This is a genomic window from Pelobium manganitolerans (assembly GCF_003609575.1).
GTDB lineage: Bacteria > Bacteroidota > Bacteroidia > Sphingobacteriales > Sphingobacteriaceae > Pseudopedobacter > Pseudopedobacter manganitolerans.
The window spans coordinates 363056-387110 of the sequence record NZ_MBTA01000012.1; the positions used below are offsets into that span (position 1 = coordinate 363056).

At 41.9% G+C, this 24055-nt stretch carries 18 protein-coding genes and 1 tRNA gene; 8 read left to right on the forward strand and 11 right to left on the reverse strand.

The features are described 5' to 3' along the window. Positions 1-8 precede the first annotated feature (8 nt). Positions 9-392, reverse strand: a complete 384-nt coding sequence (locus BCY91_RS08100) for an START-like domain-containing protein (protein WP_120181445.1) — start codon at positions 390-392, stop codon at positions 9-11. 227 nt (positions 393-619) lie between these two features. Here BCY91_RS08100 and BCY91_RS08105 point away from each other — a divergent pair. Both BCY91_RS08105 and BCY91_RS08110 read left to right on the forward strand, forming a co-directional pair. Further along, a tRNA-Met gene (locus tag BCY91_RS08105) sits at positions 620-693 on the forward strand. Positions 694-901: 208 nt separating this feature from the next. Continuing rightward, entirely contained in the window at positions 902-1108 is a 207-nt protein-coding gene (locus BCY91_RS08110; RefSeq protein ID WP_245989035.1) for a GIY-YIG nuclease family protein, read from the forward strand. Between the two features lie 36 nt (positions 1109-1144). Here BCY91_RS08110 and BCY91_RS08115 read toward each other — a convergent pair whose 3' ends face one another. Further along, positions 1145-1867, reverse strand: coding sequence for a DUF72 domain-containing protein (locus BCY91_RS08115; protein ID WP_120181446.1), 723 nt, complete (start codon positions 1865-1867; stop codon positions 1145-1147). Positions 1868-1990: 123 nt separating this feature from the next. Between BCY91_RS08115 and BCY91_RS08120 the strand changes: the two genes are divergently transcribed. The 3 genes from BCY91_RS08120 to BCY91_RS08130 all read left to right on the forward strand — a co-directional run bounded on the left by BCY91_RS08120 (position 1991) and on the right by BCY91_RS08130 (position 5163). Next, positions 1991-2341 (forward strand): Spx/MgsR family RNA polymerase-binding regulatory protein, encoded by a 351-nt coding sequence (locus tag BCY91_RS08120; protein WP_120181447.1) that lies wholly within the window; start codon positions 1991-1993, stop codon positions 2339-2341. 68 nt (positions 2342-2409) lie between these two features. Continuing rightward, positions 2410-3132, forward strand: a complete 723-nt coding sequence (locus BCY91_RS08125) for a hypothetical protein (protein ID WP_120181512.1) — start codon at positions 2410-2412, stop codon at positions 3130-3132. Between the two features lie 63 nt (positions 3133-3195). Continuing rightward, positions 3196-5163, forward strand: a complete 1968-nt coding sequence (locus BCY91_RS08130) for a M1 family metallopeptidase (RefSeq protein WP_182995335.1) — start codon at positions 3196-3198, stop codon at positions 5161-5163. A 649-nt stretch (positions 5164-5812) separates the two neighbouring features. Here BCY91_RS08130 and BCY91_RS08135 read toward each other — a convergent pair. Then, positions 5813-10192: a translocation/assembly module TamB domain-containing protein gene (locus BCY91_RS08135; RefSeq protein WP_245989036.1), complete on the reverse strand. Its 4380-nt coding sequence runs from the start codon at positions 10190-10192 to the stop codon at positions 5813-5815. Between the two features lie 123 nt (positions 10193-10315). Between BCY91_RS08135 and tsaD the strand changes: the two genes are divergently transcribed. Beyond that, entirely contained in the window at positions 10316-11317 is a 1002-nt protein-coding gene (tsaD, locus tag BCY91_RS08140) for a tRNA (adenosine(37)-N6)-threonylcarbamoyltransferase complex transferase subunit TsaD (RefSeq protein WP_120181448.1), read from the forward strand. Positions 11318-11392: 75 nt separating this feature from the next. Next, a complete protein-coding gene (gene pth / locus BCY91_RS08145) occupies positions 11393-11956 on the forward strand; it encodes an aminoacyl-tRNA hydrolase (protein WP_120181449.1) in 564 nt (187 codons plus the stop codon). Between the two features lie 122 nt (positions 11957-12078). Here the strand turns inward: pth and BCY91_RS08150 are convergent, their stop codons facing one another. Beyond that, the gene (locus BCY91_RS08150) at positions 12079-12510 is read right to left on the reverse strand and encodes a TQO small subunit DoxA domain-containing protein (RefSeq protein ID WP_120181450.1); all 432 of its coding nucleotides are present in this window, start codon (positions 12508-12510) and stop codon (positions 12079-12081) included. A gap of 168 nt (positions 12511-12678) precedes the next feature. Here BCY91_RS08150 and BCY91_RS08155 point away from each other — a divergent pair, with 168 nt between their 5' ends. Beyond that, positions 12679-12933, forward strand: coding sequence for a hypothetical protein (locus BCY91_RS08155; protein ID WP_120181451.1), 255 nt, complete (start codon positions 12679-12681; stop codon positions 12931-12933). Between the two features lie 94 nt (positions 12934-13027). On the opposite strand, the gene BCY91_RS08160 is transcribed toward BCY91_RS08155, so the two are convergent. The 7 genes from BCY91_RS08160 to BCY91_RS08190 all read right to left on the reverse strand — a co-directional run bounded on the left by BCY91_RS08160 (position 13028) and on the right by BCY91_RS08190 (position 24053). Then, positions 13028-14308 (reverse strand): sugar MFS transporter, encoded by a 1281-nt coding sequence (locus tag BCY91_RS08160; protein ID WP_120181452.1) that lies wholly within the window; start codon positions 14306-14308, stop codon positions 13028-13030. An 11-nt stretch (positions 14309-14319) separates the two neighbouring features. Further along, complete coding sequence (locus tag BCY91_RS08165) at positions 14320-14970, reverse strand: carbohydrate-binding family 9-like protein (RefSeq protein WP_120181453.1); 651 nt, start codon at positions 14968-14970, stop codon at positions 14320-14322. Positions 14971-15338: 368 nt separating this feature from the next. Then, positions 15339-16412: a LacI family DNA-binding transcriptional regulator gene (locus BCY91_RS08170; RefSeq protein WP_120181454.1), complete on the reverse strand. Its 1074-nt coding sequence runs from the start codon at positions 16410-16412 to the stop codon at positions 15339-15341. 54 nt (positions 16413-16466) lie between these two features. Next, the gene (locus BCY91_RS08175; protein ID WP_120181455.1) at positions 16467-17891 is read right to left on the reverse strand and encodes a sulfatase; all 1425 of its coding nucleotides are present in this window, start codon (positions 17889-17891) and stop codon (positions 16467-16469) included. Positions 17892-17908: 17 nt separating this feature from the next. Then, a complete protein-coding gene (locus BCY91_RS08180; RefSeq protein WP_245989037.1) occupies positions 17909-19420 on the reverse strand; it encodes a chondroitinase-B domain-containing protein in 1512 nt (503 codons plus the stop codon). 12 nt (positions 19421-19432) lie between these two features. Next, on the reverse strand, positions 19433-20854 hold the full coding sequence (locus BCY91_RS08185; RefSeq protein WP_120181456.1) for a sulfatase: 1422 nt from the start codon (positions 20852-20854) through the stop codon (positions 19433-19435). A gap of 148 nt (positions 20855-21002) precedes the next feature. After that, positions 21003-24053, reverse strand: coding sequence for a chondroitinase family polysaccharide lyase (locus BCY91_RS08190; protein WP_120181457.1), 3051 nt, complete (start codon positions 24051-24053; stop codon positions 21003-21005). Positions 24054-24055: the final 2 nt, after the last annotated feature.

Here is a 24055-nt window from a genome sequence, read left to right on the forward strand (position 1 = left end):
ATAGCAAATTAGGCGCCTATTACGCGCAGCAAATTATCAATCTGGTTGTTCCAGATGAGCTGGCGGTCCTGCACATTTTCTGGTGTGGCAAAATCGGTTATAATTAAAGCAATGTCATTGGTGAGCTCGTCTTTTGAGATTTCCAGCTCAAAGTAAGTATAGGGGTCATCATCCAACCAATGGAATTTTACGGCTTTATTTTCTTTGGCGGAAAGCAGTTTTGCTTTTTGTTCCTCCCCATCGTCCCAAACGAAGGTGTACACTTGATCGTTCACTTTTACGTTGTCGGCAAACCACTCGCCCAAACCGTTAGGTTCGCTAATAAAGCTATAAAGAATTTTGGCAGATGATCTGATCTCGTATTCCAACGTAAATTTTACTTTTTCACTCATGAATAATTTTAATAAAAAGAGGGTATAAAAAACAAAAGCTTAACTTTTTTTAATTTCTTTTCTAAAGGAAAGTAATTTCCTCTATATTTGCAACTCAATTTTTGAACCTGCTAATCGCGGTTCAGGCGATGTTGAGGCTGGGTAGCTCAGATTGTTAAAGTGTAGGATTCATATCCGCCGGTTGGCGGACGGCAGCAAAAAACCGTAAAAAGGTTGAAAAGACATATGGCGGGGTAGCTCAGATGGTTAGAGCGTAGGATTCATAACCCTAAGGCCGGCAGTTCGATCCTGCTCCCCGCTACTTATAGACAAAGCCACGTTAGTGGCTTTTTTTGTTTGCGACTTTTAGACGCTTGTAAGCGTAGATCCGTATCTACCAGCCGGCGGGTTTTAATCCTGCTCCCCGCAATTTTCTTCTGATAAAATTTGTTGTATTTTGTGTGCATGTTCACGGTTTATGTCCTTTATTCTATTGCATATAGCAAAATTTAATAGGTTATACTTCTAATTTGGAGCAGAGATTAATTTCTCATAACCAACTCGCTACAAAAGGATTTACTTTAAAATATCGGCCTTGGGAGCTTGTTTACAAGGAAATATTTGCGGATAAAAAGGGAGCGATGGTTAGAGAAAAGCAGTTGAAGACGGCTAAGGGAAGAGAATTTATCTGGAGCCTTATAAAACATAAAATACAATCTTTGTCAATAGATATATAAAGGGAAGTTCAGATCATAGAGATTTGTTCCTCAATCTTAATCCGCTTTCAATATTTCTATTAGTTCCTGCGCATTTTGGTATCCGGCTTCGTACACGGTATTGTTAAAGTAAATGAAAGCGTCTTTATCCTGTGGGATATGCTTGGCATATATCTTTAATTCTCTGGTGGAGTAGGAAGATTTAAACAACTCTGGGCTGCCGTGCATACGCAAGTAAAACAGGTTAGAGGTGTGTACAATATGTGATGCTAAACCCGGGAAGTCCACATTGCAAAAAGTAAGCTGTGCTTTTTTGAAAGCTTCATAAACTTCTTCTGTCCACCAGGAAATGTCGCGGAACTCAATTACCGAACCGCTTTGGTGCGGTACATTCTCTAGAATATTTTCCAGATTTTCTGTACTAAACTTAAAGCTCGCGGGCAATTGAAAAAGCACATTCGCCAGTTTATCGCTCAAGCCGTCCTGCAAAAGCTGTAAATAATTGTCTATTTCTGTTTTGCAGTTTTTTAGACGCAATACATGTGTGATGTACCGGTTCATCTTGGCCGAAAACTTAAAATTGCTGAGGGTTTGCGCAACGTACTTTTGCAAAGTAGTAATACGTGGTGTGCGATAAAAGGTGCCGTTAAGTTCTACCGTTTTGAAAACTTTGGCGTAATAACTTAACCAGTCTTTTGCAGGTGTGCCCTCTGGATAAAAGCGGTTTTTCCAGTACGAATAATAGTAGCCCGAGCATCCGATGAATTTTTTGCCGTCCATAAAGGTGGTATTTCAATTGTTGAGCCAATGCTAACGTAAGAGGAAAAAATCAATCGCCTTGAAAAATAAATGATGACCGAGTTTTAATTGAGTAATGCGTTTAAAAGCCCTAAATTAGCCTTTATGGAAATTAAGATTTTTGGGATACCTAATTGTGGCTCGGTGAAAAAAGCCAGGTCTTTTTTTGAAGAGCGGGGCTTTGCATACAGCTTTCACGATTATAAAAAGCATGGGATTGACGAAGAACATTTGAAGAGATGGTGTGCAGAATTTGGTTGGGAGCGTGTGCTAAACCGCAAAGGACTAACGTGGCGAAATTTGGACGAAACCCTGAAAAACGCCGTTACAGATGAAAGTGCAGCCATAAAACTGATGAAAGACAATACCAGCACCATCAAACGCCCGGTTATTGAATCGGTAAAAGGAAACACTATTGGCTTTGATGAAGATGAATACAAAAAGCTGTTTGTGTGAGCGTAAAAATCGCGTTAAAAAATGTTAAGCACTTGCTAATTAGAACATATTGGCAGATTTTTGTACAGATGAGAAAGCTTGTTTTTTTATTGATGCTATTGTTTCCGGCTTTTTTGAAGGCGCAAATGACCATTGAGGGCACCGCTTACGATGCCGATACGCGCAATAAATTGAAACTTGTTTTTGTAAACAACTTAACACAGCGCGAGGTTGACCATAGCGGGCAAAAAGGCGACTTTAAAGTCAAAGCAGATTTAGGCGATTTGATTGTTTTCTCGTGCCCGGGCTACGAAAGTGACACGCTTATTTTAGAAAATATGCGCCCCAAAATTGTGTTGATGCGTCCCAGCCTAATTGTGTTAGATGAAGTTGTGGTAAGTGCGCGCGACAACCGCAAACCCGAGGATGCCCGGATAACCTATTCATCTGCCTATTCTGCAGCAACAACAACCGTGTTTTCTTTAGATGGTAGCGTAAGTTTGGTAAACGCCTTTAGCAAACAATCCAAACAAAAGCGGGCTTTCCAAAAATTTATGGATAGCGAGCTTAACGAAAAGCTGATTGACCAGAAATTTAACAAAGCTTTGGTGACAGAACTTACCAAAATACGCGGGCAGTTATTGGAAGATTTCATGTCGTACTATCGGCCAACCTATTCGCAGGTGATGGCAATGAACGATGTAGATTTGCGAACTTACATTGTGAAATCTTATAATGAGTACATTAAGTTACCTGCAGAACGTCGCATTTATCCAAATTTACCTAAAACTTCTTTTAGCGGGCATTTTTAATTTTTAGAAAAATAGCCTGTTTTTTGCTAAAAGAAGCTATCTTATTTCGATTAATTTACTTTTATGAAGATTTTTAAATCTGTGGCGCTTTGTTTAGCATTTGGCGCTCATGTTTACGCGCAAACACCTGCGCCCGCTAATAATTATGATTATACAGAAGCCTTTGCGCCCTTTTTTTATACGCAAAATGGCAACAGCTACCGCAGTGCTAGCGGTAAACCCGGACCCGCTTATTGGCAAAACAGCGCAGATTATCAGCTAAAAGCCAAGCTTGACGAAGCAAATAATAAAATATCCGGTTTGGAGGTGCTAACATACACTAATAACAGCCCAGATGAGCTTTCTTTTATTTGGATGCAGCTGGATCAGAACCTCTTCCGCGAAGATTCGAGAGGCACGGCCATCATCCCGCCAACGGGAAGCCGAAACGGCAGCAAAGGGCAAAAATTTGAAGGCGGGAACCAGCTTTCTGCGGTGAAACTGTTGAGCATTAACGGTAAAAACCAAAGCGTTGATTTAAAATATCTGGTTAACGACACGCGCATGCAGATTTTTTTGCCGGAGAATTTGAAAGCTGGGGGTGGCGTATTAAAGCTCCAGATTGATTTTTCTTTTATCTCTCCAGAATATGGTTCTGATAGGATGGGCGTTTTGCAAACTAAAAACGGCAAGATATTTAGCATAGCGCAGTGGTACCCGCGCATGTGCGTGTACGATGATGTGAACGGCTGGAACACGACTCCATATACTGGCCCCGGCGAGTTTTATTTGGAATATGGTGACTTTGATATCTCTATTACAGCACCTGCTAAACATATTGTGGTATGCTCTGGCGAATTGCAGAACGCCGAGCAGGTTTACACTGCGGAGCAATTGCAACGTTGGAAAGAAGCTGCAAAGAGTGAAAGCACTGTGATGATCAGGAACGCCAATGAGGTGAACAGCGCAACATCAAGGCCTAAGCAAGACGGCGAACTGACTTGGCACTTTAAAATGAAGAACACGCGCGATGTGGCCTGGGCCTCTTCGGCTGCTTTTGTGGTGGATGCGGCACGTATCAATTTGCCAAGTGGTAAATCTTCGCTCGCAATTTCTGCTTATCCGGTAGAAAGCGCTGGTGCAAATGCTTGGTCGCGCTCAACAGAATATGTAAAAAAATCTATCGAGTTTTACTCTAAAAATTTATACGAATACACTTACCCCGCAGCGGTGAACGTAGCGGGCAGCCAGGGCGGTATGGAGTATCCGGGAATTGTGTTCTGTAGCTGGAAATCTACCAAATCTAGCTTGTGGGGCGTTACAGACCACGAGTTTGGACACAACTGGTTTCCGATGATTGTTGGTTCTAACGAGCGTTTGTACGGTTGGATGGATGAAGGTTTAAATACTTTTATCAACAGCTTGAGCACTTACGAGTTTAACAATGGCGAATATAGGCCAGAGCGTACGGACATGCACAAACTGGCGAATTACCTCACCAACCCTTTATTTGAGCCGGTGATGGCCAGCCCGGATAATATGAAAGAATCGCATATTGGCGTGCTTTGCTACTACAAGCCAAGCGCAGGCCTAACTTTTTTACGCGAGCAGGTGTTAGGGAAAGAGCGTTTTGACCGCGCTTTTAAAGCTTATATTGACAGATGGGCTTTCAAACACCCAACACCGGCAGATTTTTTTAGAACTATAGAAAATGTTGCCGGAGAAGATTTAAGCTGGTTTTGGCGCGGCTGGTTTACCAATAACTGGCGTGCTGATATTGCCGTTACCGATGTTAAATATGCAAAAGATAACCCGAAGAATGGTGCGTTAATTACGCTGGCCTGCTTAGAAAAAATGCCTTTGCCGGTAACGCTACAAATACAAACAGTAAGCGGCAAAACAGAAACCATCAATTTACCAATTGAGATTTGGAAACGAAACAATACCTGGACCTTCTTGTATCCATCAACCGAAGAGCTTAAATCTGTTAATTTTGATCCGGAGCGTGTATTGCTTGACGTTAATTCGGATAACGACTATTGGGTGAGGTAGGTGCTGTCAGTTGGTTAGGTGTTAGTTGGTTCGTTTGTTAGGGCTTAGTTTGTTAGTGCTGGAGGTTCATTAGTCACTAATTTCTAGATCCATCAATAGCGTCGGGTTTCAACCCGACGATAACAAATGCCAGCATCAATAGCGTTGGGTTTTAACCCAACTATACGAAAATTAAGATACGGGGTTAAACAATCTTTGAGATTTCGGCTAAAGCCAGAATGGTTATAAAACGAAGAAACCGGGCTAAAGCCCGGTTCTATTGAAGTGTTCTATTGAAATTCGGTGCGTTATGAGAAAAGGCCAAGGCAAAATCACAGAAAATAATCAAAAGAACGTTATTACCTGAGTTCGATTTTTATTTAAAATCAAATCATCAATTATCAGATCTTTAAAGCTGATTCAATTGCATCGGGCTTTAGCCCGATGGATAAGATTATTATGAATATGGCTTTAGCCGAAACTTTCTGATCTCATCTTTGGCTAAAGCCATTTATAAAGTGTCGTGTAAAACGGGCTGAAGGTCGTTCCTAGTCATAATTTTTGAAATTATTAATCGAACTCAGGTTTATTGCAATTTGAGGTATATTTAATTTCAAATCTCACGTTTCAAATCTTGTCCTTGCTCCTTACTCCTTGCTCCTTATTCTCCCTACTGCTCTTCCTCCCTCGGCGGGTGGATAATTGGTGATTTTTGCGTTTCCGAACGTTTTTCCGATTCCTCTTTTTGTTCGCTTTCCGATTTCTTTTTTGCCCGTCCGAACGTGTTTTGGATAAATTCTTTAAAGGTATCGTACTCCTGCACGTACACCAAACCTACGCCGTTGGTATAAATATCACTGTTAAGATTAAAGAAATCGCGGTTAGACGGGCGATTGAAAATTTTTCCGACCAAACTTCCGTCCTTTTTAATATCGTAAGTCATTTGCGCATCGCGCGTTAAATCTGTAAAAGACGAGGTGAAGAAGTTATTGTTGAAATAATCGTTATTGTATTTATTGTTCACAAAACTACCTTGCACCTTTAAGCGGTTGTTAAAAAAGCTGTAGCCAATGCCAAACTCGTTTAAAGAACGAAGGTTGAAATCTAAGTTTTTAACGCCCAGGGTTTGGGATACAATGTTTTGCAGTTTGCTAAATCCAAGTTCTAAGCCAGACCCTATCAGCGTTTGGTTATCAATACCAATACCTGCGCTCGAATTTCCGTTAAAGCTGTTACGTACCACCAGGTTAATTACCTGTTGCGCCTCGTTATCTTTATCATCCAAATAACCTTGTAGCTCTGTTTTATAACCCGAATTATTTGGGAAGTTGAGGTTAAAATCAATCTGTGGGTTTAACAGCGAGCCTTTTAAAAGCATTTCGGCCTCTGCTAATACCCTTAAATTTTGGTCTTTATCTGGCAAGGTTCTTCCGGCCGCTGCATACAACGGCGCAATAGACGCCCGCGTGCTGTAGCTGGCGTTCAGGTTAATCTCGGCATCTGCGGGGTCGCCCGTCCAGCGGATGGTGCCACCTTTTTTAATATCGAACGTTTTATTAATCAGGTTGTTGGCGGTAAAGTCAAATTGACCTTCGTCAATAATATAATCGCCTTTCATCTCAAAATCGCCCATGCTGGTAATTTTAAGGTTTAGCTGTGCAGTACCCTTGCCGGTAAGGTTGCCTACCTCGGTTAAAATGTTCACGGTAGAACCCTCATCCACAGCTAAATCAAACTCCATGGTAATGCCGTTGAAAAAGTTTACCGGCTCGTTATTATTTAGCGTCGAGTCTTTGGCTACGTAGATGATAAAATCGTTAGAGCTTACCGTAGAAGCGCCATTTAGCGGGATGGTAAACTCGGTGCCTTCCTCCGTTTTTGCTTTAATGTTGATACGCATGGCATCCGTAGGGCCATCAAAGGTAAATTTGCCGGTTGCGTAGGCTTTTCCGTAATACAGCGGATTATCTTTTGCCGTGGTATTCAAAGCAATAAAGTTATTGGCGTCAATCTGCGCGTTGATGGTCGGGTTATCCGGTTTGCGCAAATCTACCGTTCCGTTGGCTGTGGCCTGATGCCCTTCTGAATCAGTTAGTTTTAAATTGTCTATTTGTACAACGCTGTTTTCGATGTTTACACGCTGGTTAAAGGTGTAGGCCGTTTTGAGGTAGTTAACAGTGAGGCCGGTATTAATAAAATCGATACCGCCGTCTACCTTAGGGTTGTTAAACTTGCCAGTGACGTGCAGGTTAGCGCTAATTTGCCCTTTAAGGTTAGAAACCAGGCTTTTTACGAAAGGTTCTATGATAATCAGCTCGGTTTTATCTAGCGCAACATCCAAATTTAAGTTATTGCTTTCGCTGGCGATATCAATATTGCCGGCAACGTCCATTGTTTTTTCGCTGCCTTTATAAATAGTGGCCTCTACGTCAATTTTGTTGGTGGCATTGTTATAAACCGAAACCGTTTTAAGATTGCCAATGGTGGTGTTGTTGTATTTCAAAGAATCAACACTTAGGTCCGATTTGATGTTTGGCGTACCCAAAATAGCCGATAGGTTAGCCGTACCGTTCATGGTGCCGCTAATATCAACACCGTAAGCTTTAGTAACCTGACTTAAAGAGGCCAACCGTAAATTTTGGATAATCACTTCCAGCGCGTCGTTTTCACTTTTAGAGATGGCGCCATTTATGGCAATCAGCTGATCTTTACTGCTTAGCTCAAAGTTTTCAATTAAGGTGCGGTTGTTCTCAAACTTAATTTTTACCTGGTCTTGTATCTTCCAAATTTGGTTATCGATAATTACGTCAGAAGGTAAAAGGCTCAACTGCGCTAAGGTATCGGTATCAAACTTTACTAAACCGTACAAATCCAGCTGGTTCACCGCGTCTTTGTCCGATAGTTTTACGTTAAACGTGAGGCTGTCATTTTTTAAAGAGTTTTGCACGATGATATTTTGCACATACGTACCGCCTTCAGAAAACTGCACCTTATCCATAGAAACAATGGCCTCTAAAGATTTGGCATTGGTGTTTTGGTCGATAATGATGTTGCTGAAGATAATATCGTTATAAATCAAGGTTTTAACAAAACCACTTAAGGTTACCGTGTCTTTTGCCGAGTTAAATTTGCCGTAAAATGCGCCGCGCTCCGGAATTTTCAGCTCGGGAATAAAAAGGCTAGAGAGGTAATCAAAGTTTTTCAAATCAACCCTAAACTCAAAGTTTTGGTTTTTAGGCTTTACAATTTTTGTTTGGTAAGATGGGATGTACTTTTTTACAATGGTTTTAAAAGCCGAAGGAAGCGTGTTTAAATCGTACTCGCCCTTAATTTGGGCATCACCAATGTTTGATGTTAGCGCCAATAAACGGTTGGTGCCAATCCCATCTGCCTGCAACTTCACAGAATCTACCACTACAGATTTTTCTGTATTGGTAAGCCTTACATTTTGTAAAAGGAACTGCCCCTGTATATTTGATAAGCTGTTTCCAGAGAAATCTGAGTTTACGTCGGCGTCAACAGAAACGGTATCTTTCAAAAAATTAAGCTTGTGCAGGTTGGCATTTTTAATGTTAGCCACAAAATTAAATTCGGGCAAGTTGGGGTTTAGGTTGGCTTTGCCGTTAAAGCTAAGCTTCACGTTTTTATCGTCCACCTTTAAGATACCGTCAAATAGCTGTTTATTTACTGTTCCGTTAACGGTGATGTTTCTGTAGCTGTAGCGGTTAAATTCAAAATATTGCGCTTTAATATCTAGCTTTTCCATCAGCTGGTCAAGCTCGAAACCGCGACCGTTTACGTTGGCTACAAAAGTGGTGCGGTTAATACTTTCCTCGTCAATTAAATCGCCTAAATTAAAATCAATAGCCTGTATTTTGCCGGTGTATGACGGAACGTTGTTGCGGTTAATCTTCATGTTCACGTCAGATTTTAATTGCCCCAGTTTAGTTTTAAACTCGCCGTAGGCCACAAAATCTTTTATAAAACCGGTAAAGCGCCCTTTAAAGTTGATGTTGCCAAATTTGTTAATTACCTCGGGCAGTGTGTTTTTGTTGCCGGTTAGGCGCTCCAAAATCAGTTCAACATCTGCTTTGTTAGAGTAAATTTGGTTAAAATCTAAATCCAAAAAGGTGTTCTTGGTTTCTGGCAGGCCGCGTACCTGAAAATCTCCTTTAATGTAGGTGGTTTTCCCTGTTTTTATAAGCAGGTTTTTAGCGCGCAAATTGTTTACTTTTCCTTTTATGGTGCCGGTAACAAACAAATCCAGTTTCATATAATCAATCTGGGGCGCAAAAAAAGCAATATCTTTAGCGTAAATGCGTGCATTTTTAAATCGCCCTTCCATTAACACGCGGTTTTCTACATCATCAAAATCTACGTAGCTGTTAAACTTCATGCTAAAATAATCGCGCAGTGTGGTGTGCGGCGTTTTCAGCAACATGTTTTCAAGCGTAATGCTTTTGGCGGCAATGGTGGCATCTGCCGTAAGGTTATTTAAAACAAAACCGCTTTTTTCTGTAAAGTGCATGCGGTTTATTTTGGTTTTAAACAGGTAATCTTTGGTGTTAATGTCTTCCAAATCGGCGCTTAAGCGCTTCACATACACATCGTCGTAATTAATGCCGTTTATCAAAGTATCTGGCCGGCGATAGTTTTTGTAGCGGAAATCCAAGTTGCGGATACTGGCGTTTTGTAACGAAAAATCAAAGGGTTTGCGCCTTACCGTGGTATCTTTTACGCCGCTATCAAAGTAATTGATGATAAAAGAGAGGTTGGTGCTGCTGTCTTTGTAGCTTTTAAGATAAAAGGTGGTGTTTTTTAAGCTCACCTTGTTTAGCTTGATCTTCCTTTCGGAGAAAGGTGCGAAGTAAGCAATATCGACCGTTAATTTTTGCGAGTTTAGCAGGGTGTCTTTATCCAAATCTTCGATAAAAAGTCCTTCCAAAACCAAAGATTTAAAGGGTTTTAAATAAAGGCTTTTGATTTGTACGCGGGTATTCAGCTCGTCTGATAAAAAGGAAGCCGCTTTTTTAGCTGCCCAGGTTTGCACACTTTTAAATTGAAACGAAAATATCAAGCCGGCCAATAGGAGTATCAGCGTAAGCAAGACATAAAGCGTTATTTTGAATACTTTTTTAATATTTTTGTGCCTTAATAATTAATCCCTTCATCAGTGTCAGTCATTCTCGGAATAGAATCTTCTTGCGATGAAACCTCAGCTTCTGTATGTATAGACGGTAAAATCGTAGCAAATATTATTGCCAACCAAACTATCCACGAACTTTACGGAGGCGTTGTGCCAGAGCTTGCCTCGCGGGTACATCAGCAGAACATCGTGCCGGCCGTGCATCAGGCTATTAATGTTGCGAAAATACATAAAAAACAAATAGATGCAGTTGCCTTTACACGTGGCCCAGGCTTGCTAGGTTCACTATTGGTGGGCACTTGCTTTGCTAAGGCATTTGCACTAGCAAATAACATTCCGCTTATTGAGGTTAACCATATGCAGGCGCATATTTTGGCGCATTTTATTGAAGACCCCAAGCCCACTTTTCCGTTTCTATGCCTTACCGTATCTGGCGGGCATACGCAAATAGTTTTGGTTAAAGATTATTTTGATATGGAAATAGTTGGCGAAACATTGGACGATGCCGCCGGCGAAGCTTTTGACAAAACAGCCAAAATTTTAGGTTTGCCTTATCCCGGAGGTCCACTGGTAGATAAACATGCTAAATTGGGCGACCCTAACCGCTTTAAATTTCCCGAGCCACAAATTGCCGACCTTAATTTTAGCTTTAGCGGATTAAAAACGGCTATTCTTTATTTTGTGCGCGACAAGGTGGCGGAAAATCCCAACTTTTTAGAACAAAATATGGATGATATTTGCGCATCGGTACAAAGCCGCATTATTTCTATTTTGCTCAATAAGCTTAAGAAAGCAGCCTTACAGTATGGAATAAAAGATGTTTCTATTGCCGGCGGGGTATCTGCCAACTCGGGTTTGCGCAACAGCATTAATGCCATGGCCCAAACTGAAGGTTGGAATGTTTTTATCCCTAAATTTGAATACTGTACAGATAACGCCGCCATGATTGCCATTGCCGGGTACTATAAGTTTTTAAAGGGAGATTTTGCTGGTCAGGATGTAGCTCCGATGGCGCGTATGCCGTTTTAGGTTTTGGCTATGGCCGATGATGAACTGTTACCAACAGAAGTTTAATTTAAATTACCATTTCAAAATCTTACCCTCATGAAATATTTAATCGTCGGTTTAGGAAACATAGGATCAGAATATGCCGATACGCGCCACAACATTGGTTTTATGGTGCTGGACCAGTTGGCCAAGGAAGCCGGCGCAAACTTCTCTACCATGAAACTTGCCGCTTATACAGAAGTAAGCCATAAAGGACGCACTTTATGCCTGATAAAGCCAACTACTTACATGAACCTGAGCGGAAAAGCCGTACGCCACTGGATGCAGGAATTGAAAATACCGATTGAAAACGTGTTGGTGGTGGTTGATGATTTGGCCATCCCTTTTGGCGCGGTGCGCATAAAACCTAAAGGCAGCGCCGCGGGCCATAACGGATTAAAAAGTATAGAGGGTTTGCTGGGCTCTAATGAATATGCGCGCTTGCGTTTCGGTATCGGCGACAATTATCCAAAGGGCAGACAAGTCGATTTTGTTTTAAGCAGTTTTGATGCCGATGAAACTCCCGAATTACCCGCTTTAATTGACCGATGCATAGCTATGATTAAAGCCTTTGCGACGATAGGCATTGAGTTGACGATGACGAATTTTAATAAAAAGTAAAAATTCAAAAAGCAAACATATTATTTGTTTAGTAGTAACTTCCGAAGTTTAAAAAACTTCGGAAGTTTGATTTTCGTACGTTATCCTAACACATTCAACTCAGCAACCCATCTAAAACTACATCACAAATGCGTTATATCATGTGTCCAATACAAGCCGCTGATGTCGGTGATTTTTAAGGTATAATTTCCTTTGCTAAGCTTGGCCAGCTGGGGGTGTGGCAAACTGATTTTGGCTTTTGCGCCTAACGGAACCAGCATACTGTGTTTAGAAGCTTTAATTTTAGCAATATAATAATTTCTGATGTGCCGTTTGTTCAATTTTGCCAAATCGTCCTGAGCGTAAGCCATCAACACGTTGTTGTCGCCGTCCGATAGCTCAATCCCAATCACCCATGATCCGTAAACATCTGCCCCCTCTACTCTGTAAACATCAAAAGAAAGATGTTCTTTGTGGATTTTACCCTCGCTAATCTCCAGTTTTGGCTTAACCGACTTATTGTGCAGTTTACCCCATAAACCACCGTGGAACACTTGGTTGGTCATCAAAGTCATTCCAAAAATAAATAAAAGCTAGAAACAAAGCACTAATGTCTGTAATGGAGAATTTGGAAGAAACCATATGCCCGCATCAGCGCGTGATAAAAGAAAATAGTTTTGAAAAACTAGAATTGTTTTAACTTTCACTAATCAAATTATAGTAGTTTAAGACAGAACCCACTTATGAACCCTCAAAACTTATCAGATTTTAGCAATCAACAGCTTTCACAAAAATTAAAGCAATTAGAAAACAGCAAAGTAATTGATGCAGCCATTGTGGGGCTAACAGTGGGGATTGCAGTATATGGAGCTGTTAAAAGTGGTTTTGGTTTTTTTACGCTTTTCCCTCTGCTGTTGGCATACATTATTGTCAGAAATTCCAAAAACAATAAGATTTTAGCGCGTGCCATTCAAAAAGAGTTAGAAGATAGAGGATAAATGGTTATTCGCTTTGTGACGTTAAGTGTTATCATAAAACAAAAAGCCCTTGAGGCTACATTCCCAAAGGCTTCAATATCAAGCACCAAAAAAACTACCGGGCTACAGCCGTTTTATGTCCGCTGATGGCGTAATAAAAAATGTAAATGTAACATGGCAACATGCTCACTAAAAACGCCGATTGCGAACCCATGGAGTGCTCAAAGAAAGCATAAACCTGCGGGATAATAGCTCCGCCGGCGATACCCATCACTAAAAGCGCCGAACCTATTTTGGTATATCGGCCCAAGCCTTTAATGGCCAAAGGGAAAATTGCAGGCCACATTAGCGAGTTTGCCAAACCTAACAATGCAATAAATACGATACTGGTGTAACCGTTGGTTAAGTAAGCGGCAAGGGTAAACAGCATCCCTACAATAGCAGAAAGCATCAGCGCTTTTTCTTGCTTAATATATTTCGGAATACAAATAATACCTATGATATAACCCACTACCATAGAAACTAAAGTGTAGGAGGTGAAGATTTTGGTTTGGTCCAGGCTCATTCCTAAGGATTTGCCGTAAGTGCCAATCACGTCGCCCGCCATAACCTCTACGCCCACGTACAAAAACAAACAGATAACTCCCAGATTAAGATTGCGATAGCTAAAGACACTCGCTTTTGGTGCAACAACGGCGCCGGTATCGTCCACGTGGTCTTCATCGGTGTTAATCTCTGGCAAAGAAGAAAAAATGATGAGCAAGGCGAGGATGATTAAAACGGCCGCGATAATGATGTAAGGCAAAATTACGCGTTGCGCCAATGCAGATAGTAAAACCTCGCGCTGGGCGGGGTCTGTAATGGCTTTCGCCTGATCTTCAATAGCCTGTGCACCTTTTAATACTAATGCGCTTAATATCAGCGGGCTTAAAGCACCAGCAATTTTATTGCATATGCCCATGATACTGATGCGTTTTGCCGCGCTTTCAATAGGACCAACAATGGTGATATAAGGGTTAGAGGCAGTTTGCAACAAAGCTAGGCCCATCCCTTGCACAAACAAGCCCAACAAGAATAAAGGAAAATTGCGCAGATTGGCCGCCGGCAAAAATATAAGTGCGCCTAAAGCCATTACAAATAAGCCCATGGCCATTCCTTTTTTAAAACCGGTAAGTTTTAAAATGTAAGAAGACGGTATGGCTAAAAAGAAGTAGGCCATGTAAAATGCAAAAGTCACCAATAAAGCTTGTGAGGTTGTAAGCTCGCAGGCGAGCTGCAAAAATGGGATTAAGGTTCCGTTGAGCCAGGTAACAAAGCCAAAAACGAAAAACAATGCACCAATAATAATTACTGGGTTTAAACCTTTTTGCGAAGGCGAGGTGGTTGCTGTTGACATTTATAGTATGGTTAGTTTTTTAAAAATACAGCTTTTCCGAAATAATTAGGCATGTGAAAATTAGGTTCCGCGGCGTCTTTTATTGGGTTCCAGCATAAGTAATGCGGTTTTGGCAAATCATCGCCACATTTATAAAAGTTTACGCGGGCTTCTTGTCCTTTAAAACTTTCGATTTTATGGTGGATGAAAACGCCGTTCGGGATAAACAAAGTGAGTTCCCAGCTTACCATTTCTTTAGTGTTTTGCTTTCCAGATTTAAAGCTGGATGTCACTTGTATCTTCTTAATCTGATCTGCCGGAAGCAATTTGCGGTCTTGCGCCGATGAGCCATAACCTGCCAAACAAGTTCCGGTGCAGTTAAATTCAAAGTTGTAGTACTGGCTGTCGTTGTTAAGGGCGATAAAAAACTCTACGCACGAATCTTTATATACCGGGTCGTTGGCTTTGGTGAAGCGCGCCAAAATACTTTCTTCTGTAACGTTGAATTTTAAAACGATGCCGGCATCGGTGTAAGCGATGTTAAAATCAGCCTCGCCAGAAAACTCATAGTTCCAAGGGTTGTTGCCAATACTATGTTTGGTGCTGTGGTCCAAAGCCTCGGATAAAGCATTTACGTTGTTTGTGTTGGTAGCGTAATAAGGGATGTTTATTTGCTGTTGCATTATAATAAATCTGCCAGTTTCTTAAATCTCGTAATTGGTTTATGTGTTCGATAACACAATATGTAAAAGTAATAAAAACTTTATATAAACAAATAAAATGTTTGCGAACACGCGGAGAGGGAGGGGGGTGAATGCTTAGTAGTGGATGGAGAGTAATGAGTAGTAAGTATCCAGTAGCAAGACTGAACTAGCGGGCGAATTTGGGTGGCATCGTGTGGGCAAAAACTTACGAAGCTTTTAAAACTTCGTAAGTTTGATGTTATCCGCTTAAACAGCTGGTTTTTTGGTTTTTATCTCTAGTTTCAGGCCATCAGCCTAAAGCCTTATGCGCCTCAAGCCTCAGACCTTATACCTTTTGCCCTCATCCCCTAAATATGCTCCACATCCTCTACCAAAAAGTAGTTGGCGTTTTCTTTGGTTACAATGTCTAGCGGTAGGTATTTTAATTGCGGAACAGCTTTACCGAAAATGAGCTTATCAGCCAGCATTTGCAGTGCCCAAAAGCCTTGTCCTTTAGGGTTTTGGTTAATTAAAAAGCTGATTACGTTTTGTTTAAGATAGTGGATGTTTTTAGGCAACAAATCGTACCCGATGATTTTAACGTCTCTAATATGCTTTTGCGTTAGGTATTCGGCCACTTCAAAAGCTTTGGAGGTGGTTACAAAAACACCGCGTATGTTTGGGTTAGCTTCAAAAACCTCGTCCATTTGCTTTACAAAAGTATTGTGGTTTGGTCTAGAAATATCTACGCGCAACAAATCAAACTGTTGCAGGTTGTTTTGCTGAAAGTAGTTTTTAAAACCGAGTTCTTTTTTCTCCAAATGCGCTGCGTTGGAAGTTTCTTCGTCAAAATGTGCAATCAAAACAGAACAAGGCGCCGATTGTCCGTAATGGATCAGCTTTGCCGCCAAATAACCGCTTTGGTAACTATCTTGGCCAATGTAACTTAGCGGCTCAAAATCAGAAATTTCGGTATTAAAAAACACAAACGGCGTGTTTGCTTTTTTCCACTTTTCTAAGAAAGGCAAAACTTCGCGGTGAAAAATAGGCGTAACGATAATTGCATCATGCTTATCTTTTTCTAATAGTTTTGCCTGCTCTACAAATGATTGCGAACTGTAAGGATCAAAAAGATAGTACTTTACCGAAAGACCATATTTTTTAAGATCTTTTAAAGCGCTTTTAATTCCGCTTTTTGGCGCAAACCAATAATTATCATGCGCATCATCGGGGATGAGCACCGCCACTGAATAAGTTTTTTTTGAACTTAAAGCGCGAGCGATAATGTTGGGCTGGTACTCCATTTCTTTAATGATGCGGAGTATTTTTTCTTCAACTTTTGGTGCAACGCGACCTCTTTTGTGCAAAACGCGGTCAACAGTTCCGGTAGAAACTTCTGCCCGGGTGGCTATGTCCTTTATGGTAATAATCTTGTCTTTCATTTTGAGCGGCAATTCTTTGGCAAAATTATGAAATAAAATTTATTGCTTTATAATTCAAGGTTGATTAGTTTTCAAACCTTTATGTTTAAAATATTCGTTGGCCTTGTAGAAAGAAAAACCAGACCATTCCGCATTCTGTTTAGGCAAAAGCTGCTTCATTTTAAGGATGATAGAAGCATATCTTTTATCTTTTGCTAAGTTTTCCCATTCGTTAGGGTCTTTCTTTAAATCGTACAGCTCTTGCGAGCCATCTTCGTACTGTATGAACCGATAATCACGGGTTTTTATGCTATGGTTATCTTTGCCCCAAGTGGTAATGGCCGGATGTTTCCATTTTTTATCAGCGGTTTTAAATAAAGACACTAAACTAAATCCCTCATTCGCGGAATAGGCAGGTAAGTGAGCCAAATCTACCAACGTAGGGTAAATGTCTACCAGCTCAACCGGCGCTTTAACATTTTTTCCTTGCGGGATGTTTGGACCAGCAAAAATCAAGGGTGCTTTGGTAGCCCTGTCCCACAAACAAACTTTGGCGAAGGTGTTCTTCTCGCCTAAGCGATAGCCATGGTCGGACCATAACACAATGATGGTATTGTCGGCATATTTGCTTTTTTGCAAGGCATCCAAAACGCGGCCCACATTATAGTCTGTGTAGGATACGCAAGCCAAATAGGCCTGTAAAATGTTGCGCCACTCGTTATTTTCAATGGCCCATTGGGTGGTGGGCATCATTGGCCAATCGTCAATTTGCTTAGTAATAGCGGGCAAGTCATCTTTATCTGTGGCCAGGTAAGGCGGTAAATGCAGTTTGGCAGGGTCGTATAAATCAAACCATTTTTGCGGTACGTACCAAGGCACATGCGGACGGATAAATCCTACACTCAAAAAGAAAGGCTGGTTGTAACTTTTTTCCAGCGCCGCAATAGCCCATTGCGTGGCATGTTCATCGGGCATTTCGGTTTCACTTTTTGGGTAAGCGCCCCAATCTGTCGAGGTGCCTTTTTTGTCCCATTTAAATTTTTGTGGTGCGTAAGGCCCGTACTCAGATGCGCCACCGTCTTCATCTAACAGCCCATCCGGAAAATGCTCGTGAAAAACTTTTCCAACGCCCATCAAATAATAGCCGGCATTCTTAAAATATTCGGGCAGGTTTTTGGTGTTAGCCGTCAAAGGACTTACTTTTTTGATATCGTTGTCGGCTATCATCCCGTAAATGCCCGTTGTTGATGGACGCAGGCCGGTTAAAATAGAAGCACGCGAGGGGCCGCACAAAGGTGCTTGGCAATGCGCATTGCTAAAAATAGTTCCGCGATTGGCCAAACGGTCTATGTTGGGTGTAATGGCATCCGGGTTTCCAAACGCTCCTACAAAATCGTTTAAATCGTCTACGGCAATCATTAAAACATTTGGCTTCTGTTTGTTTTGTGCACACGCCGTGTTTATGCCTAACAAAAAAGCGGTCAACAATAAGTATTTCATCTTCATTAATTTTATAGCTATTCTCCGTCTTTCCAGTAATCGTTTGGAATTTCTAGCAGCCAGCTGGGTCTCACATCATCCCAACTCAAAGGTTTTCCTTTAATTCCGCTGTTAACAATTTGTTGGATATTTAGGTTGATGCCTTCAATATTCGGGATGTTGTTAAACTGGCTAGGCTGGTAGCCTGTCAGTTCTTGGGGGCGATAAAAATCTTCTTTAGCAATATTGGCGTTTAAAGTTTTAATGCCCAATCCGTAGTTTTTGCTGATGCCAACGCTGTAATTGTTTTCAAACTTTTGTTGATTAACATCGCCTAAAAACAAGTCAAATTTCGGACTTGCCGTAGCTATAAAAGCGTTGCCTGTAGCGTTTATCCCGTAAGGAAGAAAGAAAGTTAAGCCCTGATCTTTAGCATCTTGTATGCGTCTGTCTAACAAAGGTTCAAAGTTAATAGCGTAACCCGCATTATCTTTAAACATGTTGTTAGCCAGTAAAATATCGAAAGCTAAAGCGTGTTCGCTGGCTTTTGCGCCGGGGTTAAAATATAAAGCGGCGTTGCCTCTGGAAGCGATGGTTTTTTTAAGGCTGAAATAGTTGTTTGCGATGATATGCTTACTGCCCCAAATAAACATACCGCCGTAGCCCAATTTATTATCTGTACTGATGTAAAAGTTGTTGAGCGCCACTTGCTTATCGCCATGCCTAAAGTTTAAAGTTCCCTGGCAGTTTACGATGGTGTTTGCGTAAAATACATTTTCTTGTGATTTGCTGGTGATAATTTCCGCTTCGGAATCCTGACGGTAAAAAAGATTAGAGTCTACTAAACAACGGCCAACGTCATTACGATAGTAGCCAATGCGTATGCCACCGCCGGCGTTGCCCTTTTTGGGCGGGTTAGAAAAGAAGCAATGGTCTATCCGGTGGTACATAGCAGGGCCAGCGTACGAACCGTCTTTTACTGCCGCAACACCATTGTTTAGATTAATTACTTGATCCAAAGTAGTTTTGCCCACAAAAACACAATGGTCAATGCGGCAATGTTTAGGCACTTGACCGCTGGCGGTTAAAGAAGTGGTGATGTAAGCCGAGTTGGCCTGATCAAAATTATCAAAAACACATTCGGTAACGCGGTTATGGCTTCCATAAATGGCAATAACTCCTGGGCCGTGACTTTTCCATTGGTCCGGATTTCTGTTTCCGTTTTTAAAATATAAACCTTTTAAAACGGTATAGTCTGCACGGATTTCCACTTTAGCATCGCCAGTAATAAATACCTTACCGGGATTTTTTGGGGCAATAATGATCAATTTTTCGGGAAGACCAGATTTGGTAGCTATCAGTTTCAAATCGGTATATTCGCCATCTGCCAAAAGCAAAGAATCGCCGGGTTTTAAAACGGCCAGCTTATCGTAAATTTCTTGGTTGTTTTTTACCGAGTAACTCGTCGGTTTTTCTGGCATTTGCACTTTAGCTTTACAAGCGATAGCGCCAAAAAGCAAAGGGAAAAGAATCAAAAGATGTGCTTTCATTTTTACATCAATTTAAGGATACATACGTTCCATATCGCGCCCAACGGTTTCCATACGGTGTTTCATAATCATGTTTTTAGGGCCATAAGAACTGCCCCAATGCGGTTTGGATAAACCTTTTTCCCAATTTGCAAGTTTATCTAACAGGTGTTTTACCACGTCCGGATGTTCTTTCGCTAAATTGTTAGTTTCGGACAAATCTTTGCTCAAGTCAAACAATAAGATAGGGTTACTTTCTACGCGGATCAACTTCCAATTGCCTTCTCGTATGCCCGCCGCAATGCCCCTGCGCCAATACAAAGCATCGTGCGGGGCTTCTTTTTGCTGATTTGTGATAAAAGGGATTAGGTTTTTTCCGTCGAGCGGATTTTTTCCGGTTTGTTTTCCGTTTGCCGCTGCCAAAGCCGTAGGTAAAAAGTCGAGCGAGTTTACCGGCTGTTCATAAACCGCGTTTTGCGGTAGTTTGTTTTTCCAAACCATAGACATGGCTACACGCACGCCGCCTTCCCAAACAGAACCTTTCATCCCGCGGAGCGGGCCGTTATCAGAAAAGTTAGTAGTAGCGCCACCGTTATCGTTCAAAAACAAAATAAGGGTATTATCGTCCAAATTTTGCTCTTTTAAGGTTTGCCTTAACCGGCCGATGTTCTCGTCCAAAGAAGCCATCAGTGCGGCATAAGCCCGGCGGCCACTATCGGGGATGTTGGAAAATTTGTCCCACCATTCTTTTTTAGCATCAACCGGCGTATGCACGGCATTGTAAGCCAGATAAATGAAAAAAGGTTTGTCTGCTTTCTTTTTGATGAAAGAGATGGCTTTATCTGTCCACAAATCTGTTAGATAACCTACGCTGTCCTCTGGGAAAATGCGTTTATTGTCGTGGATTTTTTCTTCTTCGGTGATGTTGTTTTTGATGGGGAAAAAGCTGCGGTGCCCACCAACGAAACCGAAAAACTCATCGAACCCTCTGTTCAGCGGAAAGTGCTTGGCTTGGTCGCCCAGATGCCATTTGCCAATGGCCATGGTGCGGTAGCCGTTGGCGCGCATCTCATCGCCAAAGGTGTTTTCTTTGGGATCCATGCCCATGTCTTCGCGCGTGAAACCTTCGGCAGGCTCGCCCGACATGTTGTTTTCGAAGCCAAAGCGCTGTTGGTAACGGCCGGTTAATAAACCCGCCCTAGAAGGTGCACAAACCGATGCAGATACATAAGCGTTGGTGAATTTTACACCCGAGGCAATGAGCGAATCAACATTTGGCGTGGGGATTTGCGTGCCTCCGTAGGCGCCATAATCGGCGTAGCCGGCATCGTCACTTAAAATGATGATGACGTTGGGTTTTTGTTGCTCGGTGTTTGCTGCTTTTTTCTGGTTGCAGGCGCTTGCGCTGATGAGCAGGGCGGTGATGATAAAAGTGAACAAAATGTTTTGTTTCATGGTGTGTTTTTTAAGGGGAGTAGCAGACTCCTTTCTATTATTGTTGTTCTCGTCATGTTGAACGCAGTGAAACATCTTAGGTATTTGCCGTAGCACAGTTTTACCAACCTTGCGTGATGTCTCGTTTCACTCGACATGACGTTTGCGTTCATATCTTCTTCAAATTAAACTGAGAGGCAATGCCGTATTTGCAAGGAACGCTTAACTCTGTATTTCCATTAACTATTTTTGCTTTAATCTCGTTATCCGCGGATGCTGTTTGCCAAGTTCCTTTTATCGTAACCTTAACTACCGAAGGTTGCGATGGCGTGCCAATCCAAGGTTTTGAATAAATACTCACTTCTTTTCTTTTACCGTTAGGCAACAATGGCGTATCATCCGGGCCAGTGTAAAAAGCCAAATCAGGGTCGGTAACAGACATGTTGACGATGCCTCTTTTATTTTGGTACATCAATAAGCAAGCTTTATCTGTACTCAACAACAAAGAATCGGTTAAGTTTTCATTGGCTTTAAAAATGGCTTGTGCCGTGATTTTTTCTGGTGCGTACCAAACTTTGTGCGCTAAGCTGTCTTGCTGTAAAACTTTGTAAAGTGGGTTTTTACCAGTCATCTGCGCTTTAAAAGCTTTTAATTTTTGCGCATCAGTCTCAATCAGCATGGTGTACTGGTAGCTATCGTTTTTAGGCGCTTTACCATGGTCGAAGATTAGTTTGGCGACATCGCCTTTAGTATCTACTTTGTCTTTTTGATCGCGCGAGGTTTGCTCTTGTTTGGTAAATACTAACTCTTTCGGATTAGGAATGTAATAGCCAATTCCGCGGTTATCCAACACAGTAAGGTTTTTGTTTTTTGTCCATTCGCGTTGCTCTGGGAAAGTTTTACTCGCCTCATCATCGAAAACAAAAACTGCCTCTTTGTTATTCAATACGTTTTGAAATAATGTAGTTTGCGTGCTGTAATCCTTAATGCTGTTGCTGATGTTTGAGCCTAAGGCTATCACTAAATCATCAAACATAAACCACGATTTTATGGCGCGGAAACTGCCCATATCGTATTTATCATGTCCGTGCAGCTTCATCGCGAAAAGCCCTTGCCAATTATTTAAATTAGTACCTCCGGCAAAAATTTCATCGCTAATCAACATTTCTTCTACACCGCTAAAATCATCTGCATTAATAATGTTTGCGCGCAGTTTATCTAACGGAACGTGCAAAGTAGTGGTTCCCGGAAGGTTGTTCCAGTCCCAACCGGTATCCCCGAAGCTAAGTCCATCATTGTTTGCGGTCTGCGGAAAAGTAACTTCGCTATGTCCGTAGCTGTTGTAACGACCAAAAATGTTAGCTCCTGGGTACGACTCGTGCGAAACAATGTAACGGCTGTGGCCTTTTATCGTCAGTAGCCAATTTGCCCGGCGATGGATATCCAACAAACCATAATTCAAGTTCCAATGGCCCTGTGCAGGTGGCGCAGGCTTAATTCCTTTTTCTTCAAACAGTTTGTTCCACTTGTCTTTTTTGCCGTCAGCTACTTTTAGGTAAATGGCAGCCATTTCTCGGTCAATATCTGATTTTCCATCCGGCGAGCCCGATAAAGCCATGTAAGCATACGCATCGGCAGCGATTTTCCAGTTGCCTGTTGGGTGCCGGCCAGAAAGACTGATTGGCCATTTTAGGGGATTGGTGTAGTAGGACATCATCCGCAAAGCATTTTTCAAATCGTTTTGCGCGCTTGGTGTAATATGGTAAGCCGTTTTGCTGAGGCAATATACAATGGGCGTAATGCCAGAAAAACCGCCAACCGCGTAAGCAGGGTAAATAGTGCCATGGTGAAATACCGAACCATCGGGTTTAAAAGTACCATCAATGGCGCTGTTAGGTTTGATGGAGGCCGAAAGCCAATTTGAAAATTCGTGCATTTGCCTAACCTTCTCGGGTGTATCGTCCATAATTAAAATAGAACTTAACATACTGCCTAAAAGCGTGTTAAATACGTCGATGTTTCCTTCTGTAACATCCTCCGGTTTGGTTTGCGAGCGACCTAAACCGCTGAACCAAGCCATGGTTTGTTGTGTGCGCTCTAACTTTCCGCTTTGCTTAATGGGTTGCCTCATCAACAAACAAGCAGCATAAAAATCACGAAACGAGTAGCCTAGATGGTGCAAGGCACCCATGCCACTGCCGGGCGCCCAACCCTGATCGTAAGAATGGTCCAGCAAATCCATAAAAATCTGCGCCAAGCGTTCCTTCTCTTTTTCGTTTGTACTTACCGAATATAATCCGGCAACGTTCATCATTAAAGCGGTATAAGCCTCGTTGCTGTAAGGCTTAAATTTTTCGCCGGCGGTACGGTCGGCTTTGGCGGCATATAGTTCGGTATCGTTAAGTGCGTAAACGGCTCGGCCGCTAATATTTTCGCCGTTTTTTTTAATCTGCCAAAAGGCAAAATCTTTTTCTATACTATCTAGCTTCAGCTTCTTGTATTTAGCGCGTGGCAAAATTTGCTCGATAAAGCGTTTTTTGATCAGCTTAAAATCTTCTTGGTCTTTTGCGGTAACTTCTTTTTGCAGAGGCAGGTAGTGCGGCACGCGAGCAAACGTGTATAGCGCCGTCCAGTGAGCGTTGGCAGCTTTATCCGAGTTGATGTTTACGTTTGGCACTTGCTCATCGCGCATGGGCGAGCGCGGATTGATGTTTACGTTGTACAAAACCTGGTCAAAGTATAAGCTGCCTTTTTTGTGCGATGCCGGCGCATGGATGACCAACTTATCCATCCCGGCAACCGGTTTACCTTCCATATCGCGGTGGTACATTACCCAGGCGGTACGCCATCCGCTAAAGTTGAGGTTGAATGTAAAGCTTTGCGCGCGGGTTTCACCTTTTTTAAACTCAAACAACAGATGGTCATCAATAGGTTTTTCGTTGTATATCCAAATTACAAAAGTGCTTCTGTCGTCATTAATGACAGATGAAAACGCAGTGTCCGTTATTTGGATGGTGGCGTTTTTTTTCTTCCAATCCCATTTTAAAGATTGTTTTCCGGCTTTGTAATGCGCCGAGGAAAGGCTCAGTTTGCCCTTGCTGTGCCACGATGGTGGTACAATATTTTCGCAGATGTCTTTAACCTGAACTTGCGCATGCACCGTTTGAGCGATGCAGAAAGTTAGCGCGAGACATAAATGTTTAAAAAATTGGAGCTGCATGG

Excerpts from the sequence above, each read along its gene's own strand:
- BCY91_RS08100 (WP_120181445.1), bottom strand. The coding sequence starts at position 392 with ATGAGTGAAAAAGTAAAATTTACGTTGGAATACGAGATCAGATCATCT.
- BCY91_RS08115 (WP_120181446.1), bottom strand. The coding sequence starts at position 1,867 with ATGGACGGCAAAAAATTCATCGGATGCTCGGGCTACTATTATTCGTAC.
- BCY91_RS08120 (WP_120181447.1), top strand. The coding sequence starts at position 1,991 with ATGGAAATTAAGATTTTTGGGATACCTAATTGTGGCTCGGTGAAAAAA.
- BCY91_RS08125 (WP_120181512.1), top strand. The coding sequence starts at position 2,410 with ATGAGAAAGCTTGTTTTTTTATTGATGCTATTGTTTCCGGCTTTTTTG.
- BCY91_RS08130 (WP_182995335.1), top strand. The coding sequence starts at position 3,196 with ATGAAGATTTTTAAATCTGTGGCGCTTTGTTTAGCATTTGGCGCTCAT.
- pth (WP_120181449.1), top strand. The coding sequence starts at position 11,393 with ATGAAATATTTAATCGTCGGTTTAGGAAACATAGGATCAGAATATGCC.
- BCY91_RS08150 (WP_120181450.1), bottom strand. The coding sequence starts at position 12,510 with ATGACTTTGATGACCAACCAAGTGTTCCACGGTGGTTTATGGGGTAAA.
- BCY91_RS08155 (WP_120181451.1), top strand. The coding sequence starts at position 12,679 with ATGAACCCTCAAAACTTATCAGATTTTAGCAATCAACAGCTTTCACAA.
- BCY91_RS08160 (WP_120181452.1), bottom strand. The coding sequence starts at position 14,308 with ATGTCAACAGCAACCACCTCGCCTTCGCAAAAAGGTTTAAACCCAGTA.
- BCY91_RS08165 (WP_120181453.1), bottom strand. The coding sequence starts at position 14,970 with ATGCAACAGCAAATAAACATCCCTTATTACGCTACCAACACAAACAAC.
- BCY91_RS08170 (WP_120181454.1), bottom strand. The coding sequence starts at position 16,412 with ATGAAAGACAAGATTATTACCATAAAGGACATAGCCACCCGGGCAGAA.
- BCY91_RS08175 (WP_120181455.1), bottom strand. The coding sequence starts at position 17,891 with ATGAAATACTTATTGTTGACCGCTTTTTTGTTAGGCATAAACACGGCG.
- BCY91_RS08180 (WP_245989037.1), bottom strand. The coding sequence starts at position 19,420 with ATGAAAGCACATCTTTTGATTCTTTTCCCTTTGCTTTTTGGCGCTATC.
- BCY91_RS08185 (WP_120181456.1), bottom strand. The coding sequence starts at position 20,854 with ATGAAACAAAACATTTTGTTCACTTTTATCATCACCGCCCTGCTCATC.
- BCY91_RS08190 (WP_120181457.1), bottom strand. The coding sequence starts at position 24,053 with ATGCAGCTCCAATTTTTTAAACATTTATGTCTCGCGCTAACTTTCTGC.